The organism is Streptomyces sp. NPDC006879, from assembly GCF_042869595.1.
Lineage (GTDB): Bacteria > Actinomycetota > Actinomycetes > Streptomycetales > Streptomycetaceae > Streptomyces.
Genome location: NZ_JBIAGC010000006.1, coordinates 47,783 through 64,709 on the forward strand (window position 1 = coordinate 47,783; position 16,927 = coordinate 64,709).

Genomic DNA, 16,927 nt, shown 5'->3' on the forward strand with positions numbered 1-16,927 from the left:
GCCCAGCCGCCCGTCCCCTCCAGCCACCGCCCCGCCGGTCCGTCCCGGCGGGGCGGTTCCGCGTCTGCCGGGAAGGGTCGCTCCTACGGGCCACAGCGGTGGCAGTCGCCCCCGGAACGCTTCAGGCTGACGGCTATGGCATCCAGCGATACGACCTACCGCTACGAGGACTTGAGCGCCCTCTACATCAACTGCACGCTCAAGCGGTCGCCCGAAGTCAGCAATACCGAGGGCCTCATCGACAGGAGTCGCGCCGTGATGGCGGCGGCCGGAGTGAAAACCCAGCTGATCCGCGCCGTGGACCACGACATCGCAACCGGCGTGTGGCCGGACATGACCGAACACGGCTGGGCTTCCGACGAGTGGCCGCAGTTGTACGCGCAGGTGATGGCCGCCGACATCCTGGTGCTGTGCGGGCCGATCTGGCTGGGTGACAACAGTTCGGTGATGAAGCAGGTCGTGGAGCGGTTGTACGCCTGCTCCAGCACCCTCAACGCGCAGGGCCAGTACGCCTATTACGGGCGGGTCGGCGGCTGCCTGATCACCGGCAACGAGGACGGGGTCAAACACTGCGCCATGAACCTGCTCTACAGCCTCCAACACCTGGGCTACTCCGTACCACCGCAGGCCGACGCCGGCTGGATCGGTGAGGCGGGGCCGGGCCCTTCCTACCTGGACGAGGGGTCGGGCGGCCCGGAGAACGACTTCACCAATCGGAACACCACCTTCATGACGTGGAACCTGATGCACCTGGCGGCTCTGCTGAAGCGGTCCGGTGGCATCCCCGCGCACGGCAACCAGCGTTCCGGATGGGACGCGGGGTGCCGCTTCGACTTCCCCAACCCCGAGCACCGTTGACGGCTCCCGCCCGGCAGCTCACCCGATGTCCAAAGGGTCCACGCGTACCCGCACCGGGGAAGCCGACCCCCGGGCCGTGCGAGCCGCCTGGGCGGCCTTGAGGGCGGCGGCCAGGGCCGCCCCCGACCCCGGGCGGACTCGGATCAGCGCCCGGTCCCCAGGGGGCGACGCGCCTGGCCTGGGCCGGGCGGGCACCGGTAGCGGAACCGGCCCCAGCACCTCGGCGTCCGCGGGCAGGCGCACCGCGGCCAGGAACTCGGCCACCGCCTCCGGCTCACCGATGACCGAAGCCATCCGGGAGACCGGGGGGAACCCGAGCTCCGCGCGCTCGGCCAGCTCCCGCTGCGCGTGGCCGGACGGGTCCCAGCGCACCAGGGCCTGGACCGGCCGTAGCAAGGCGTCCGCCAGGATCACCGCGGTGCCTCCCTCGCCCTGGCTCCGGACCAGTGCGGCAGCGCCGATCCAGCGCCGCAGGGCTTCCTCCGCCGCCCTGAGGTCGGGGCGCCCCAGCATCGCCCAGCCGTCGAGCAGCAGCGCGGCGGCGTAGCCGGGGCCCTCGGCCACGGGTTCGGCTCCGGGGGTGCTCACCACCAGCGCCGGGCGGTCCGGTACGGCGTCCAGCACGTGGTCCCGCCCGGAGGTGCGAACCGGAACCGCCGGAAACGCCCTGCCCAGCTCCTCCGCGGTGCGCCGCGCCCCGACGATCTGGGCGCGCAGCCTCGCCCCCCCGCACTCCCGGCAGTGCCAGCCCTCTTCGGCACGACCGCACCAGCCGCACCGCAGTTCCAGCTCGTCTGGGGCCTCCAACGGTCCCGCGCACGCCCCGCAGCGCGCCGGTGTGCGGCACCGCTCACAGGCCAGCCGCGGCACGTAGCCGCGCCTGGGCACCTGGACGAGTACCGGCCCGTGCTTAAGCCCTTCGCGTACGGTCTGCCAGGCCAGGGTGGGCAGGCGTGCAGCCCGTGCGGCCCCGTCCCGGGCCAGCTCGCTCTCGCCGACCGTCCGGACCAGGGGCGCCGCGGCCCGCGTCTGGTCCCGGTCGGCCAGGAGTGGACGGGCCCACCCCGACTCGACGAGCTGGGCGGCCTCGACGGTACAGCCGTGCGCGCCGAGCAGGAACCCGGCCTGTTCGTGGGTGGCTCGCAGTTCGAGGACCTCCCGCACGTGCGGGAAGGGCGCATGCACGTCGCAGTGGCTGCTGTCGCCGTCATCCCACAGCGCCACCAGGCCGAGGTCCGCGACCGGGGCGAACATCGCCGCGCGAGTGCCGACCACCGCCTTGACCGCACCGCGGTGTACCGCCAGCCACTGGGCGTACCTCTTCTCCGGGCCCGATTCGGCGGTGAGCAGGGCGTGCCGGCCGGCCCCCAGGAGTGCGCTGAGGGCCTGGTCCACCCGGGCGGCGGCACGCCCGTCCGGCAGCACCGCGAGGGCTCCGCGCCCGGAGGCCAAGGTGGCGGCCATGGCCCTGGCCAGTTCATCGGGCCAGGTCGGGCCCGCGAGCGCGGTCCAAACCGCGCGTGGAGCCCCCCCGGATGCCAGGGCGTGCAGGTAGGCGGCTCCGTGTGGGTAGCGCGACCAGCCGGCCGGGTCGGGTGCGGCGGGCGGCGGAAGCGGGTCGGGTGAGGGGCGTGCCTCGGCTCGTCCGTTGCGCGGTGGGAGGGCGAGTTGGAGGACGTCGGCGAGGCTGCCGGCATAGCGGTCGGCGACGGCCCGACACAGGGCGAGCAGTTGGGGGGTGAGGACCTGCTCGGGCGATACGACCTGGGCGAGCGCCGCCAGTGGACCGCTGTAGTCGGTGTCGGGGCGCCGCTCCACGACGTACCCGTCGATGAGCCCGCCGCCCTCGCGCCGCCCCGCACGCACCTGGTGGGTGCCTGCGCCGAAGCGGACCCGGACCCGGACTCCGGGCTGGGCGCTCGCGTCGAGCTCCTCGGGGACCGCGTAGTCCCACAGCTGATCGAGGTGGAGCACCCCCTTGTTGACGAGGATGCGGGCGACCGGCAGCTCGGCGGCCAGCGGAGCACCGCGGTGGGTTCGCGGCTTGGCTCGTGGTGCAGCCTTGGCCTTGACCTCACGGACGGTCTCCCTGATGAGCGCAAGCTGTTCCGGCGGGTCTGGCTGGGCCTGTGGCGCCCTGCCTGCGCTCTGCTCGTTCTGGCTGCTCACAGGTTCATCCTTACCAAACCGCACTGACAGACGCGCCAGCACGAGGGGCGCCCCGGGCCCGGTGGCCGGGGGCGCCCCTCGTGGTGCGGGTGTGCGTGTTACAGACCCGCGGCGGTACGCAGAGCGTCGACGCGGTCGGTGCGCTCCCAGGTGAAGTCCGGCAGCTCGCGGCCGAAGTGGCCGTAGGCGGCGGTCTGGGCGTAGATCGGGCGCAGCAGGTCCAGGTCGCGGATGATCGCGGCCGGGCGGAGGTCGAAGACCTCGGAGATCGCGGCCTCGATCTTCTCGACCTCGACCTTCGCGGTCCCGAAGGTCTCGACGAACAGGCCGACCGGCTCGGCCTTGCCGATGGCGTACGCCACCTGCACCTCACAGCGTGAGGCGAGGCCGGAGGCGACCACGTTCTTCGCCACCCAGCGCATCGCGTAGGCGGCCGAGCGGTCGACCTTGGAGGGGTCCTTGCCCGAGAAGGCGCCGCCGCCGTGACGGGCCATCCCACCGTAGGTGTCGATGATGATCTTGCGGCCGGTCAGGCCGGCGTCACCCATCGGACCACCGATCTCGAAGCGGCCGGTCGGGTTCACCAACAGCCGGTAGCCCTCGGTGTCCAGCTTGATGCCGTCCTCGATGAGTTCCTTGAGCACGTGCTCGACGACGAACTCGCGGATGTCGGGGGCGAGCAGCGAGTCGAGGTCGATGTCCGAGGCGTGCTGCGAGGAGACGACCACGGTGTCGAGGCGGACGGCCTTGTCTCCGTCGTACTCGATGGTGACCTGCGTCTTGCCGTCGGGGCGCAGGTAGGGGATCGTCCCGTTCTTGCGGACCTCCGAGAGGCGGCGGGAGAGCCGGTGCGCCAGGTGGATGGGAAGCGGCATCAGCTCGGGAGTCTCGTCGCAGGCATACCCGAACATCAGGCCCTGGTCACCGGCACCCTGCTTGTCGAGCTCGTCACCCGCCTGGTCTGCGGCGGCTTGCTCGACCCGCTTCTCGTAGGCCGTGTCGACGCCCTGGGCGATGTCCGGGGACTGCGCGCCGATGGACACCGACACTCCACAGGAGGCGCCGTCGAAGCCCTTCTTCGAGGAGTCGTAGCCGATTTCGAGGATCTTGTCGCGGACGAGGGAGGCGATCGGCGCGTAGGCCTTCGTCGTCACCTCGCCCGCGATGTGTACGAGACCGGTGGTGATGAGCGTCTCGACCGCAACGCGCGAGGTCGGGTCCTCGCGGAGCAGCGCATCGAGGATCGTGTCGCTGATCTGGTCAGCGATCTTGTCGGGGTGACCCTCGGTCACAGACTCCGAGGTGAACAGGCGGCGGGACACATCGCTCCCTGGGGTTGCAGCGGCTGCTGGCTGATCATGGGCGAAACCTCCAGGAGCTGCGCCCGGCGGTTTCCGGACCAGTCTATCGATCCGTACCGTCCGCAAGACCACGTGTCTCGCCCAATGGGAGCTCTGTGACCTGCGACACTCCATCTTGCCGTACGTGGATCAGGGCGAACAAGACGACCGATCACCTTGTTCTCCCGCTCGCGGCGCGCCCGGAGGGAGACCCCCGCGCTCCGGGACTTCCGGATTCCTGCCGCCCGCCCGGTCCCGGAGCGTTCGCCTCAGGCCAGCCGGGGCACGACGAGATCCCACACGACGTCCGCGAGGGCTTCCTTGGGTCCGTGCGGCACCGGAGTCTCCTGGCCGTCAGAGGCGAGGATCACGGCTTCGTTCTCCGCCGACCCGAAGGTCTTGTGCTCACCCACCTCGTTGACCACCAGCAGGTCGCAGCCCTTGCGCAGGAGCTTCTTCCGGCCGTTCTCGCGGACCTGGTCGGTCTCGGCGGCGAACCCGACGACGACCTGCCCGGCCTTGGCCCGCTCGGTGGAGATCTCGGCGAGGACATCGGGGTTGCGGACCAGCTCGACCGTGGGAGCCGCCGCCCCCTCCTCCTTCTTGATCTTCCCCTGGGCATACGCGGCGGGGCGGAAGTCCGCCACCGCCGCGGCCATGACCACGGCGTCCGCGTCGGCAGCCGCCTTCAGCACCGCCTCGCGCAACTGCACGGCGGTCCCCACCCGAACGACGTCGGCGCCCGCTGGGTCGGCGAGTGCGGTGTTCGCCGCGATCAGGGTGACCCGGGCGCCTCGGGCCACGGCCGTACGGGCCAGCGCGTAGCCCTGCTTGCCGGAGGAACGGTTGCCGAGGAACCGGACCGGGTCCAGTGGTTCGCGGGTGCCACCGGCGCTGATCACCACGTGCCGGCCGACGAGGTCGGGTGCGGCGACGCCTCGGGCGAGCACCCGGCGGCAGACCTCGAAGATCTCCTCGGGGTCGGGCAGACGCCCCTTGCCGGTGTCGACTCCGGTCAGTCGACCGACGGCCGGCTCGATCACCACGGCTCCGCGTCGGCGCAGGGTGGCCACGTTCTCCTGCGTCGCGGGGTGTTCCCACATCTCGGTGTGCATGGCGGGGGCGAAGACCACCGGGCAGCGGGCAGTGAGCAGGGTGTTGGTGAGCAGGTCGTCGGCGAGCCCGTGGGCAGCCTTGGCCAGCAGGTCCGCGGTGGCGGGGGCCACCACGACGAGGTCGGCGCCCTGGCCGATGCGCACGTGCGGGACCTCGTGCACCGTCTCCCACACCTCGGTGACCGCGGCCTGCCCGGAGAGAGCCGACCAGGTGGCCTCGCCCACGAAGTGCAGCGCGGAGGCGGTGGGCACCACGCGCACGAAGTGACCCGACTCGGTCAGCCGCCGCAGCAGCTCACAGGCCTTGTAGGCGGCGATGCCGCCGCTGACCCCGAGTACGACCTTGGGCTTTTCCACGTGTGTCTCCGCTCCCCGTGCTCCTGCGAATGCGACGTCGAACGCCACGGTATGGCACGCCTCAGGCCCGGCAGCAAGGCCGCCGGGCCTGAGGTGAGAATGACGTACGACCGGCCGAGCCGGTCGGGGCCCTACTGGGCCGGGGCCTCGATGGCCTCGGAGGTCAGCAGGCCCGCGTTGATCTCGCGCAGGGCGATCGAGAGGGGCTTCTCGTGGACGTGCGTGTCGACGAGGGGACCGACGTACTCCAGCAGGCCCTCGCCGAGCTGGGAGTAGTACGCGTTGATCTGCCGCGCACGCTTGGCCGCGTAGATGACGAGGCTGTACTTGGAGTCAGTGGCCTCAAGCAGCTCGTCGATCGGCGGGTTGATGATGCCCTCGGGCGCGGTGATAGAAGAGGACACTCTCTGGCCTTCCGAGAAACTTCAGGAAACAGGAAAAGATCAAGCAACTGCCATCAAGGCTAGCAGCTCACGCGCCACGTCCTCGACGGAGGTGTTGACCAGGGTGGTGTCGAACTCCGACTCGGCCGCGAGTTCGATCTTGGCAGCGGCCAGGCGACGCTCGATGACCTCGGGCGACTCGGTTCCGCGGCCGGTGAGCCGACGGACCAGTTCGTCCCAGCTCGGCGGCGCCAGGAAGACGAGCCGGGCCTCGGGCATGGACTCCCGGACCAACCGGGCGCCTTGGAGGTCGATCTCCAGAAGGACGGGCTCGCCGGCGTCCAACCGCTCGTGCACCGCCGCGCGCGGGGTGCCGTAGCGGTTGCCTGCGAACTCGGCCCACTCCAACAGCTCACCATTGGCGATGAGCTTGTCGAACTCGTCGTCCGTGACGAAGAAGTACTGGACTCCGTGCCGCTCACCGGGCCGTGGCTTGCGGGTGGTGGCCGACACCGAGAGCCAGACCTCGGGGTGGACTTTGCGCATATGCGCGACGACCGTGCTCTTACCCACCCCGGAGGGGCCGGAGAGCACGGTCAGCCGCGGACGTACCTCTGCTGCCATGCAGCGATTATCCAGGTTCTCAGGAGTGCCTGAGAACGCCGGGCGGCGCCTCAGGCGCCGCCGCCGCCGAACTCGCGTTCCAGGGAGGCGATCTGGTTCGAGCCGAGCCCGCGAACGCGCCGGCTCTCGGAGATGCCGAGTCGCTCCATGATCTGCTTGGCGCGGACCTTGCCCACGCCCGGCAGGGACTCCAGGAGGGCGGAGACCTTCATCTTGCCGATGACATCGTTCTCCTGGCCCTGCTTGATGACCTCTTGGAGGGAGGCGCCGGAGTGCTTGAGTCGATTCTTCACCTCGGCCCGCTCCCGGCGAGCCGCGGCGGCCTTTTCGAGCGCGGCTGCGCGCTGTTCAGGGGTAAGGGGCGGAAGAGCCACGCCTACGTCACCTCGGATGTCGAACTGTCGGATACGGACCGGTGCGGAACCTACTGCCCCCGCACCAAGGTGAGCAACGAACAACGCGGGTGCGACGCCGGTGCACATTCACTCTGCTCGGAGACTAGCGGCCAGGGCCGCAAGAGTCAGCGAGAACAGACGAAAAGTCCTGGTCAGCCTCGACTGAACCGTACATCACGGACATAACACCCTGATTTTTGGTGGAGAAATTGCCAGCCGAGGACCACCGAACGCCCGGACCGCCCCTGTCCGGCCTCCACCGGCCGACCGGGCACCACCCCATCGAGGGACTCCCGGTCGACGCAAAGTGAAGGGACCGTCACACGGTGCGGACCGCCGCCCTGACCTCCGTGGCGAACCGACGGGCCGTCGAGCGCAGCGCGGCGGCGTCCGGACCCGCGCTCAGCACCCCCCGGCTGACGTTCGGCACCACGTTGTGCACCGCCGCGCCGAAGACCGACGGCAGATCGGCGGCCGTGGCGCCCTGGGCTCCGATTCCGGGTGCCAACAGCGGGCCGTTGATGTCGAGGTCGAAGGAGGACAGGTCTCCCAAGGTCGCACCGACCACGGCGCCGAAGGACCCCATCGGCTGCTGTCCGGCGTTCTCCTGCGCCAGGTGCGCCAGCATCGTGGCACCGATCGTGCGGCCGTCCGCGCGCACCGCGCGCTGGACCTCCGCGCCCTCCGGGTTCGAGGTCAAGGCGAGCACGAACAGACCGGCACCGCTTTGCCGGGCCAGTTCCACCGCGGGGCGCAACGAGCCGTAGCCGAGGTACGGCGAGACCGTCAGCGCATCGCAGAACAGTGGCGAGTCCGGGTGCAGGAAGGCCTGGGCGTACGCCGCCATCGTGGAGCCGATGTCGCCCCGCTTGGCGTCCATCAGCACCAGGCTCCCGGCCGCACGCGCGTCAGCCACGGCCCGTTCGAGCACCGCGATGCCCCGCGAACCGAAGCGCTCGAAGAACGCCGCCTGGGGTTTGAAGACGGCCACGTCCTGCGCCAGGGCCTCGACCACCGTGCGCGAGAACCGCTCCAGTCCGGCGACGTCGTCGTTCAGGCCCCAGGAGGAGAGCAGGGCTGCGTGCGGATCGATGCCGACACAGAGCGGGCCACGGCTGTCCATGGCGGCCCGCAGACGGGCACCGAAGGGCTCCAGGGGGCTCATGCGGCAACCTTCCGGGTGTCGGCGCCGACCGCTTCGGTCAGCGTGGCGTAGGGGCTGGCGGCCAGCCGGCGTGCCAGACCCCGGTGGATGGCACGGGCGTAGCCGGGGCCCTCGTAGATGAAGGCGCTGTAGCCCTGGATCAAGGTGGCGCCGGCCAGGATGCGCTGCCAGGCGTCCTCGGCGTTCTCGATGCCCCCGACGCCGACCAGGACCAGCCGGTCGCCCACGCGGGCGTACAGCCGTCGCAGGACCTGGAGGGAGCGTTCCTTGACGGGCGCCCCGGACAGGCCACCGGCCTCCTGTACGAGTGACGGGTCGGACTTCAGGCCGAGGCCCTCACGGGCGATGGTGGTGTTGGTGGCGATGATGCCGTCGAGGCGGAGCTCAAGAGCCAGGTCTGCGACCGCGTCGACGTCCTCGTCGGCCAGGTCGGGGGCGATCTTGACCAGGAGCGGGACCCGGCGGTCCGGGACGGTCCGGTCGGCGGCCTCGCGCACCGCGGTCAGCAGCGGGCGCAGCGATTCGGTGGCCTGGAGGTTGCGCAACCCCGGGGTGTTCGGCGAGGACACGTTGACCACCAGGTAGTCGGCGTGCCGGGCAAGACGTTCGGTGGAGGTGACGTAGTCGGCGACCGCTTCCTCCTCGGGGACCACCTTGGTCTTGCCGATGTTGACGCCGACGACGGTGCGGAAGACCTCCCGGCGCGCAGAGAGGCGGGCCGCCACGACCGCGGAACCCTCGTTGTTGAAGCCCATGCGGTTGATCAGCGCACGGTCCGCCACCAGCCTGAACAACCGCTTCTTCGGGTTGCCCGGCTGGGGCTGGGCGGTGACCGTACCGATCTCGACGTGGTCGAAGCCGAGCATCGACATGCCGTCGATGGCGACTGCGTTCTTGTCGAAACCGGCGGCCAACCCGAAGGGGCCGTGCATCCGCAGGCCGAGGGCCTCGGTGCGCAGGGACCGGTGGCGCGGGGCCAGTGCCGCCGCCACGAAGGTGCGCAGGACGGGGATGCGTGCGGTCCCGCGGATCCAGCGGAAGGCCAGGTGGTGGGCCCGCTCGGGGTCCATCCGCTTGAAGACCAGTTGGAAGAAGAGCTTGTACATCGGCATATCCCTCAAAAGAGTCCCGGTTCGGCGCATGACGAGGGGGACACCGTGATGCCCGCGGTGTCCCCCTCGTCGCGGACTGCTAGTCGCGAGCCGCGATCAGGTGCTCGGCGTGCTCCTGGAGCGAGCGGACGCCGATGTCTCCGCGTCCGAGCGCCTCGATGCCCTGCACCGCGGCGGCCAGTGCCTGGACCGTGGTCAGGCAGGGCACGCTGCGGGCCACGGCGGCCGTACGGATCTCATAGCCGTCGAGGCGCCCTCCGGTGCCGTAGGGAGTGTTGACGATCAGGTCGACCTGACCGTCGTGGATCAGCTGGACGATGGTCTTCTCGCCCCCGGGACCCTCACCCTCGGACTGCTTGCGCACCACGGTGGCGTTGATGCCGTTGCGCTTGAGCACCTCGGCCGTGCCGGAGGTGGCGAGCAGTTCGAAGCCATGGGCGACCAGTTCGCGGGCCGGGAAGATCATCGAACGCTTGTCCCGGTTGGCGACGGAGATGAAGGCCCGTCCCTTGGTGGGCAGCGGACCGTAGGCGCCCGCCTGGGACTTGGCGTAGGCCGTGCCGAAGACGCTGTCGATGCCCATGACCTCGCCGGTGGAGCGCATCTCCGGCCCGAGGACGGTGTCCACGCCGCGACCGTGGATGTCGCGGAAGCGCGACCACGGCATCACGGCCTCCTTGACGGAGATCGGCGCGTCCATCGGGAGGGTGCCGCCGTCACCGACGGCCGGCAACAGGCCCTCGGATCTCAGCTGCGCGATGGTGGCACCCAGCGAGATCCGGGCAGCCGCCTTGGCCAGCGGCACCGCAGTTGCCTTGGAGGTGAACGGAACGGTACGCGAGGCGCGCGGGTTGGCCTCCAGCACGTACAGGATGTCTCCTGCCATGGCGAACTGGATGTTGATCAGGCCGCGCACCCCGACACCCTTGGCGATGGCCTCGGTGGAAGCCCTCAGCCGTTTGATGTCGAAGCCGCCGAGAGTGATCGGGGGCAGCGCGCAGGCAGAGTCGCCGGAGTGGATACCGGCCTCCTCGATGTGCTCCATCACGCCGCCGAGGTAGAGCTCGCTACCGTCGTAGAGCGCGTCGACGTCGATCTCGATGGCGTCGTCCAGGAAGCGGTCGACGAGCACCGGGCGGGTCGGGGAGATCTCGGTGGATTCCGCGATGTACGCAGAGAGCCGGGCCTCGTCGTAGACGATCTCCATGCCGCGGCCACCGAGCACGTAGGACGGGCGGACCAGGACCGGGTAGCCGATCTCGTCCGCGATGGCCTTCGCCCCCGCGAAAGTGGTGGCGGTGCCGTGCTTGGGTGCCGGCAGGCCTGCCTCCGCCAGCACCCGACCGAAGGCGCCGCGGTCCTCGGCGGCGTGGATGGCCTCCGGGGAGGTACCCACGACCGGAACGCCGTTGTCCTTGAGCGCCTGGGCCAGACCCAGCGGGGTCTGGCCGCCGAGCTGGACGACGACACCGGCGATGGGGCCGGCCTTCGCCTCGGCGTGGACGATCTCCAGCACGTCTTCGAGGGTGAGGGGCTCGAAGTAGAGGCGGTCAGAGGTGTCGTAGTCGGTGGAGACGGTCTCCGGGTTGCAGTTGACCATCACCGTCTCGTAGCCGGCCTCGCTGAGCGCGAAGGAGGCGTGGACGCAGGAGTAGTCGAACTCGATGCCCTGGCCGATACGGTTCGGCCCGGAGCCGAGGATGATCACCGCCGGCTTGGTGCGCGGCGCGACCTCGCTCTCCTCGTCGTAGGAGGAGTAGAAGTACGGGGTCCTGGCGGCGAACTCGGCGGCGCAGGTGTCCACGGTCTTGTAGACGGGTCGGATACCCAGGGCGTGACGGACCTCGCGGACCACGTCCTCGCGCAGGCTGCGGACCTCGGCGATCTGGGCGTCCGAGAAGCCGTGCCGCTTGGCTTCGGCGAGCAGCTCGGGGTGGAGCTTGTCGGCCGCGGCCAGTTCGTCGGCGATCTCCTTGATCAGGAACAGCTGGTCGACGAACCAGGGGTCGATCTTCGTGGCGTCGAACACCTCCTCCTGAGTGGCGCCGGCGCGGATGGCCTGCATGACGGTGTTGATGCGGCCGTCGGTGGGGCGCACCGCGAGCGCCAGCAGCTCCTCCTTGTCACCGGGCTCCCCCACGAAGGTGAACTGCGAGCCCTTCTTCTCCAGGGAGCGCAGTGCCTTTTGGAGCGCCTCGGTGAAGTTCCGGCCGATGGCCATGGCCTCGCCCACCGACTTCATCGTGGTGGTGAGCGTGGCGTCGGCGGCCGGGAACTTCTCGAAGGCGAAGCGCGGGGCCTTGACGACCACGTAGTCGAGAGTGGGCTCGAACGAGGCCGGGGTCTTCTCGGTGATGTCGTTGGGGACCTCGTCCAGCGTGTAGCCGATGGCGAGCTTCGCCGCGATCTTGGCGATCGGGAAGCCGGTGGCCTTGGACGCGAGCGCCGAGGACCGGGAAACCCGCGGATTCATCTCGATGACGATGATCCGGCCGTCCTCGGGGTTGACGGCGAACTGGATGTTGCAGCCACCGGTGTCCACACCGACCTCGCGGATGATCGCGATGCCGATGTCCCGCAGCCGCTGGTACTCGCGGTCAGTCAGGGTCATGGCCGGGGCGACGGTGATCGAGTCCCCGGTGTGCACGCCCATCGGGTCGAAGTTCTCGATGGAGCACACCACGACGACGTTGTCGGCCTTGTCGCGCATCAGCTCCAGCTCGTACTCCTTCCAGCCCAGGATGGACTCCTCCAGGAGCACCTCGGTGGTCGGGGAGAGCGTGAGGCCCTGACCGGCGATACGGCGCAGTTCGCCCTCGTCGTGGGCGAAGCCGGAGCCGGCGCCGCCCATGGTGAAGGAGGGGCGGACCACGACGGGGTAGCCACCGAGGGCCTCCACGCCCGCGAGGACGTCGTCCATGGAGTGACAGATGACCGAGCGGGCCGACTCGCCATGGCCGATCTTGGCGCGCACGGCCTCGACCACGCCTTTGAACAGGTCGCGGTCCTCGCCCTTGTTGATGGCTTCGACGTTGGCGCCGATCAGCTCCACGCCGTACTTCTCCAACACGCCCTGCTCGTGCATGGAGATCGCGGTGTTAAGCGCGGTCTGGCCGCCGAGGGTCGGCAGTAGGGCGTCGGGACGCTCCTTGGCGATGATCTTCTCGACGAACTCGGGGGTGATCGGCTCGACGTACGTGGCGTCGGCGATCTCCGGGTCGGTCATGATCGTCGCAGGGTTGGAGTTGACCAGGATCACCCGCAGGCCCTCGGCCTTGAGGATGCGGCAGGCCTGGGTGCCGGAGTAGTCGAACTCGGCGGCCTGGCCGATGACGATCGGGCCGGAGCCGATGACCAGGACGGACTGGATATCGGAGCGCTTAGGCACGCGCGGCCTCCATCAGGGAAACGAAGCGGTCGAACAGGTATGCGGCATCGTGCGGGCCCGCCGCCGCCTCGGGGTGGTACTGGACGCTGAACGCCGGCCGGTCCAGCAGCCGAAGGCCTTCGACCACGTCGTCGTTGAGACAGACGTGGGAGACCTCGGCACGGCCGTAGGGGGTGTCGGAGACCCGGTCGAGCGGGGCGTCGACGGCGAACCCGTGGTTGTGCGCGGTGACCTCGACCTTGCCGGTCGTGCGGTCCTGCACCGGCTGGTTGATCCCCCGGTGGCCGTACTTCAGCTTGTAGGTGCCAAAGCCCAGGGCGCGCCCGAGGATCTGGTTGCCGAAGCAGATGCCGAACAGTGGGGTCCCACGGTCCAGGACGGAACGCATGACCGAGACCGGGTGGTCGGCGGTGGCCGGGTCGCCGGGGCCGTTGGAGAAGAACACGCCGTCGGGACCGACCGCGTAGACGTCCTCAGCGGTGGCGGTGGCCGGCAGGACGTGGACCTCGATGCCGCGTTCGGCCATCCGGTGCGGGGTCATGCCCTTGATGCCGAGGTCGACGGCGGCGACGGTGAACTTCTTCTCGCCGATCGCCGGAACCACGTACGGCTCCTTGGTGGCCACCTCGGCTGAGAGGTCCGCGCCCTTCATCTGCGGGGATTCCTGCACCTTGGCGAGCAGCTCGCCCTCGTCGCCCACGGCCGGCCCCGAGAAGATCCCCACCCGCATGGCGCCGCGCTCGCGCAGGTGGCGGGTGAGCGCCCGGGTGTCCACGCCCGAGATGCCGACCACGCCCTGGCGCTGGAGCTCCTCGTCCAGGGAGCGGGTGGCGCGCCAGTTGGAGGGGACCCGGGCCGGGTCGCGGACCACGTAGCCGGAAACCCAGATGCGGCCCGACTCGGGGTCCTCGTCGTTGACTCCGGTGTTTCCCACGTGCGGGGCGGTCATGACGACGACCTGGCGGTGGTACGACGGGTCGGTGAGGGTCTCCTGGTAACCGGTCATGCCGGTGGAGAACACGGCCTCACCGAAGGTCTCGCCCACCGCCCCGTAGGCACGGCCGCGGAAGATCCGGCCGTCCTCCAGGACGAGTACGGCGGGAGCCGCCCGGTGCCTCGGTGAGGCGGTCCCCTTGCTGGAGGTCGTCATCGTTCGGCGCCTTCCGTCGTGTTGGTCTGGTTCATGGAATTGAGGGCTTCGACCCAGGCGGCGTGTTCGGCCGCACGGTCGGAGCGGAATCCCGAGTCGATCAGCTTGTCGCCGTGTGCCCAGGTGACGACGAGCAGTCCGCCCTCGGTGAGCACCTTGCCCGCGATGCCCTTGTCGAGCCGCGCGCCACGCAACTGCCCGGCCGGTACGAAGAAGTCGTTGGCCCCGGGGCGAACGACGTCCAGGCCCACGTCGGTGAGGGTCAGCTCCACCCGGCTGCGGGCACCGAGGCCGTGCGCGACGATCCGGTCCAACCACTGGCCGGCCGTCGTCGAGCCGTGGTACCGGCCGGTCATGGCCAGTCTGTGAGCGGGCAGGCCATCGGGCGCGGTGGGCAGGTCCGGCAGGTCACCCTGAAGGGTGCCGCGCCACTTCCAGCCCTGGCGCATCAGCCAGTAGACGAGTGCGACGAAGAGGATCAGGCCGGCCACCCACCCGAGGCGGGCGGCCCAGTCCGTCACTTCCGCCGACTTGCGTCCGTCAGCCTCGGCAGCCAGTAGGAACAATGCAGGTGTCACGCGAGCTTCCCGTCCACGACCGTAGTACGGCCCCGCAGGAAGGTGTAGGTGACGCGTCCGGGCAGCTCGCGGCCCTCGTAGGGCGTGTTGCGGCTGCGGGAGGCGAAGGTCGCGGGGTCCACGGTCCCACGGTATGCGGTATCGACGAGCACCAGGTTGGCGGGTTCACCTGCCGAGACGGGACGTCCGTGTCCCGAGAGGCCGCCGATCCGGGCGGGGCGCAAGCTCATGCGGTCGGCCACACCCGCCCAGTCGAGCATTCCGGTCTCGACCATCGTCTGCTGGACCACAGACAGTGCGGTCTCCAGCCCCACCATGCCCATGGCGGCGGCGGCCCACTCGCAGTCCTTGTCCTCGTGCGGGTGCGGGGCGTGGTCGGTGGCGACGATGTCGATCGTGCCGTCGGCGAGGGCCTCGCGCAGCGCGAGCACGTCGCGTTCGGTGCGCAGCGGCGGGTTGACCTTGTAGACCGGGTTGTAGCTGCGCACCAGTTCGTCGGTGAGCAGCAGGTGGTGCGGGGTGACCTCCGCGGTGACGTCGATGCCCCGGGACTTGGCCCAGCGGACGATCTCCACGGACCCGGCCGTGGACAGGTGACAGACGTGCACGCGGGAGCCGACGTGCTCGGCGAGCAGCACGTCTCGGGCGATGATCGACTCCTCGGCCACGGCCGGCCACCCGCCGAGCCCGAGCTCCGCGGAGACCACGCCCTCGTTCATCTGGGCGCCTTCGGTCAGGCGGGGTTCCTGCGCGTGCTGGGCGACGACCCCGCCGAAGGCCTTCACGTACTCCAGGGCCCGGCGCATGATCACCGCGTCGTCCACGCACTTGCCGTCGTCGGAGAAGACGGTGACGCCGGCGGCCGAATCGTGCATGGCTCCGAGTTCGGCGAGCTTCTTGCCCTCCAGGCCGACGGTGACGGCGCCGATCGGCTGCACGTCGCAGTAGCCGGATTCCTTACCGAGCCGGTAGACCTGCTCGACCACGCCGGCGGTGTCGGCGACGGGGAAGGTGTTGGCCATGGCGAAGACGGCCGTGTAGCCGCCGCTGGCGGCGGCGCGGGTGCCGGTCAGGACCGTCTCGGAGTCCTCGCGGCCGGGCTCGCGCAGGTGGGTGTGCAGGTCGACGAGGCCGGGCAGGAGGGTCTGCCCCGCCGCCTCGATGACGAGGGCGTCACCGGCGTCGAGGTCGGTGCCGACCGCGGCGATGGTCTCACCGTCGATCAGGACGTCCTGCGCCTCGCCGCCGAGGACCTTCGCGCCACGGATCAGGGTCTTGCTCATGCTGGGTTGCTCTCCTCAGGACGGGCGGCGGGGCTGGACGGGATGGTGACGGCGGGCTCGGACCCGCCGAGCAGCAGGTACAGGACGGCCATCCGGGTGGAGACGCCGTTGGCGACCTGCTCCACCGCGGTGCAGCGCTCGGAGTCGGCGACCTCGGCGGTGATCTCCATGCCGCGGTTCATCGGGCCCGGGTGCATGACGATGGCGTGCTCGGGCATCCGAGCCATCCGGTCGCCGTCGAGCCCGTAGCGACGCGCGTACTCGCGCTCGGTCGGGAAGAAGGCTGCGTTCATCCGTTCGCGCTGCACACGCAGCATCATCACCGCGTCCGACTTCGGCAGCACCTCGTCGAGGTCGTAGGAGACCTCGCAGGGCCAGGCTTCCACGCCGACCGGGACCAGGGTGGGCGGGGCCACCAGGGTGACCTGGGCACCCAACGTGTGCAGCAGGTGGACGTTGGAACGGGCCACCCGGCTGTGCAGGACGTCGCCGACGACGGTGATGCGGCGGCCGTCGAGGTCCCGGCCGAGGCCGGCGTCGCGGCCGGTGAGGCGTCGGCGCATGGTGAAGGCGTCGAGAAGCGCCTGGGTGGGGTGCTCGTGGGTGCCATCGCCGGCGTTGACCACCGCTCCGTCGATCCAGCCGGAGTTCGCCAGGCGGTACGGGGCGCCCGAGGCGTGGTGGCGGATGACCACGGCGTCGGCGCCCATGGCCTCCAGGGTCAGAGCGGTGTCCTTGAGGGATTCCCCCTTGGAGACCGAGGAGCCCTTGGCCGAGAAGTTGATCACATCGGCGGACAGTCGCTTGGCGGCGGCTTCGAAGGAGATGCGGGTCCGGGTCGAGTCTTCGAAGAAGAGGTTGACCACGGTCCGGCCGCGCAGGGTGGGCAGTTTCTTGATCGGCCGGTCGGCGAGGCGGGCCATCTCCTCGGCGGTGTCGAGGATGAGGACGGCGTCATCGCGCGTGAGGTCGGCGGCCGAGATGAGGTGACGCTTCATCTGGGTGCTCCG

The 16,927-nt window shown here is 70.2% G+C and carries 14 protein-coding genes; 1 reads left to right on the top strand and 13 read right to left on the bottom strand.

Annotated features, from left to right (window positions below; genetic code table 11):
• The first annotated feature begins 135 nt into the window (after positions 1-135).
• Complete coding sequence (locus tag ACFYMC_RS06890) at positions 136-858, top strand: flavodoxin family protein (protein WP_388519941.1); 723 nt, start codon at positions 136-138, stop codon at positions 856-858.
• 18 nt (positions 859-876) lie between these two features.
• On the opposite strand, the gene ACFYMC_RS06895 is transcribed toward ACFYMC_RS06890, so the two are convergent.
• The 13 genes from ACFYMC_RS06895 to ACFYMC_RS06955 all read right to left on the bottom strand — a co-directional run bounded on the left by ACFYMC_RS06895 (position 877) and on the right by ACFYMC_RS06955 (position 16,915).
• The gene (locus tag ACFYMC_RS06895; protein WP_388519944.1) at positions 877-3,027 is read right to left on the bottom strand and encodes a primosomal protein N'; all 2,151 of its coding nucleotides are present in this window, start codon (positions 3,025-3,027) and stop codon (positions 877-879) included.
• Positions 3,028-3,125: 98 nt separating this feature from the next.
• On the bottom strand, positions 3,126-4,349 hold the full coding sequence (metK, locus tag ACFYMC_RS06900; RefSeq protein ID WP_388519947.1) for a methionine adenosyltransferase: 1,224 nt from the start codon (positions 4,347-4,349) through the stop codon (positions 3,126-3,128).
• 287 nt (positions 4,350-4,636) lie between these two features.
• Entirely contained in the window at positions 4,637-5,839 is a 1,203-nt protein-coding gene (coaBC, locus tag ACFYMC_RS06905; protein ID WP_388519950.1) for a bifunctional phosphopantothenoylcysteine decarboxylase/phosphopantothenate--cysteine ligase CoaBC, read from the bottom strand.
• 131 nt (positions 5,840-5,970) lie between these two features.
• Positions 5,971-6,243 carry a DNA-directed RNA polymerase subunit omega gene (gene rpoZ, locus ACFYMC_RS06910; RefSeq protein ID WP_004948662.1) on the bottom strand — a complete coding sequence of 91 codons (273 nt, stop codon included), beginning with the start codon at positions 6,241-6,243 and terminating at the stop codon, positions 5,971-5,973.
• A 39-nt stretch (positions 6,244-6,282) separates the two neighbouring features.
• Positions 6,283-6,846 (bottom strand): guanylate kinase, encoded by a 564-nt coding sequence (gmk, locus tag ACFYMC_RS06915; RefSeq protein WP_388519953.1) that lies wholly within the window; start codon positions 6,844-6,846, stop codon positions 6,283-6,285.
• Between the two features lie 50 nt (positions 6,847-6,896).
• Entirely contained in the window at positions 6,897-7,220 is a 324-nt protein-coding gene (locus ACFYMC_RS06920; protein WP_388519956.1) for an integration host factor, read from the bottom strand.
• 340 nt (positions 7,221-7,560) lie between these two features.
• Positions 7,561-8,406 (bottom strand): orotidine-5'-phosphate decarboxylase, encoded by an 846-nt coding sequence (gene pyrF / locus ACFYMC_RS06925; RefSeq protein WP_388519959.1) that lies wholly within the window; start codon positions 8,404-8,406, stop codon positions 7,561-7,563.
• The gene (locus ACFYMC_RS06930) at positions 8,403-9,512 is read right to left on the bottom strand and encodes a quinone-dependent dihydroorotate dehydrogenase (RefSeq protein ID WP_388519962.1); all 1,110 of its coding nucleotides are present in this window, start codon (positions 9,510-9,512) and stop codon (positions 8,403-8,405) included. The genes pyrF and ACFYMC_RS06930 overlap by 4 nt, the downstream gene beginning before the upstream one ends.
• A gap of 85 nt (positions 9,513-9,597) precedes the next feature.
• A complete protein-coding gene (gene carB, locus ACFYMC_RS06935) occupies positions 9,598-12,906 on the bottom strand; it encodes a carbamoyl-phosphate synthase large subunit (RefSeq protein WP_388519965.1) in 3,309 nt (1,102 codons plus the stop codon).
• A complete protein-coding gene (gene carA / locus ACFYMC_RS06940; RefSeq protein WP_388519968.1) occupies positions 12,899-14,056 on the bottom strand; it encodes a glutamine-hydrolyzing carbamoyl-phosphate synthase small subunit in 1,158 nt (385 codons plus the stop codon). Before carA ends, carB begins: the two co-directional genes overlap by 8 nt.
• A complete protein-coding gene (locus ACFYMC_RS06945; RefSeq protein WP_388519971.1) occupies positions 14,053-14,634 on the bottom strand; it encodes a hypothetical protein in 582 nt (193 codons plus the stop codon). Before ACFYMC_RS06945 ends, carA begins: the two co-directional genes overlap by 4 nt.
• Complete coding sequence (locus ACFYMC_RS06950) at positions 14,631-15,917, bottom strand: dihydroorotase (RefSeq protein ID WP_388519974.1); 1,287 nt, start codon at positions 15,915-15,917, stop codon at positions 14,631-14,633. Before ACFYMC_RS06950 ends, ACFYMC_RS06945 begins: the two co-directional genes overlap by 4 nt.
• Complete coding sequence (locus ACFYMC_RS06955; protein ID WP_388519977.1) at positions 15,914-16,915, bottom strand: aspartate carbamoyltransferase catalytic subunit; 1,002 nt, start codon at positions 16,913-16,915, stop codon at positions 15,914-15,916. Before ACFYMC_RS06955 ends, ACFYMC_RS06950 begins: the two co-directional genes overlap by 4 nt.
• Positions 16,916-16,927: the final 12 nt, after the last annotated feature.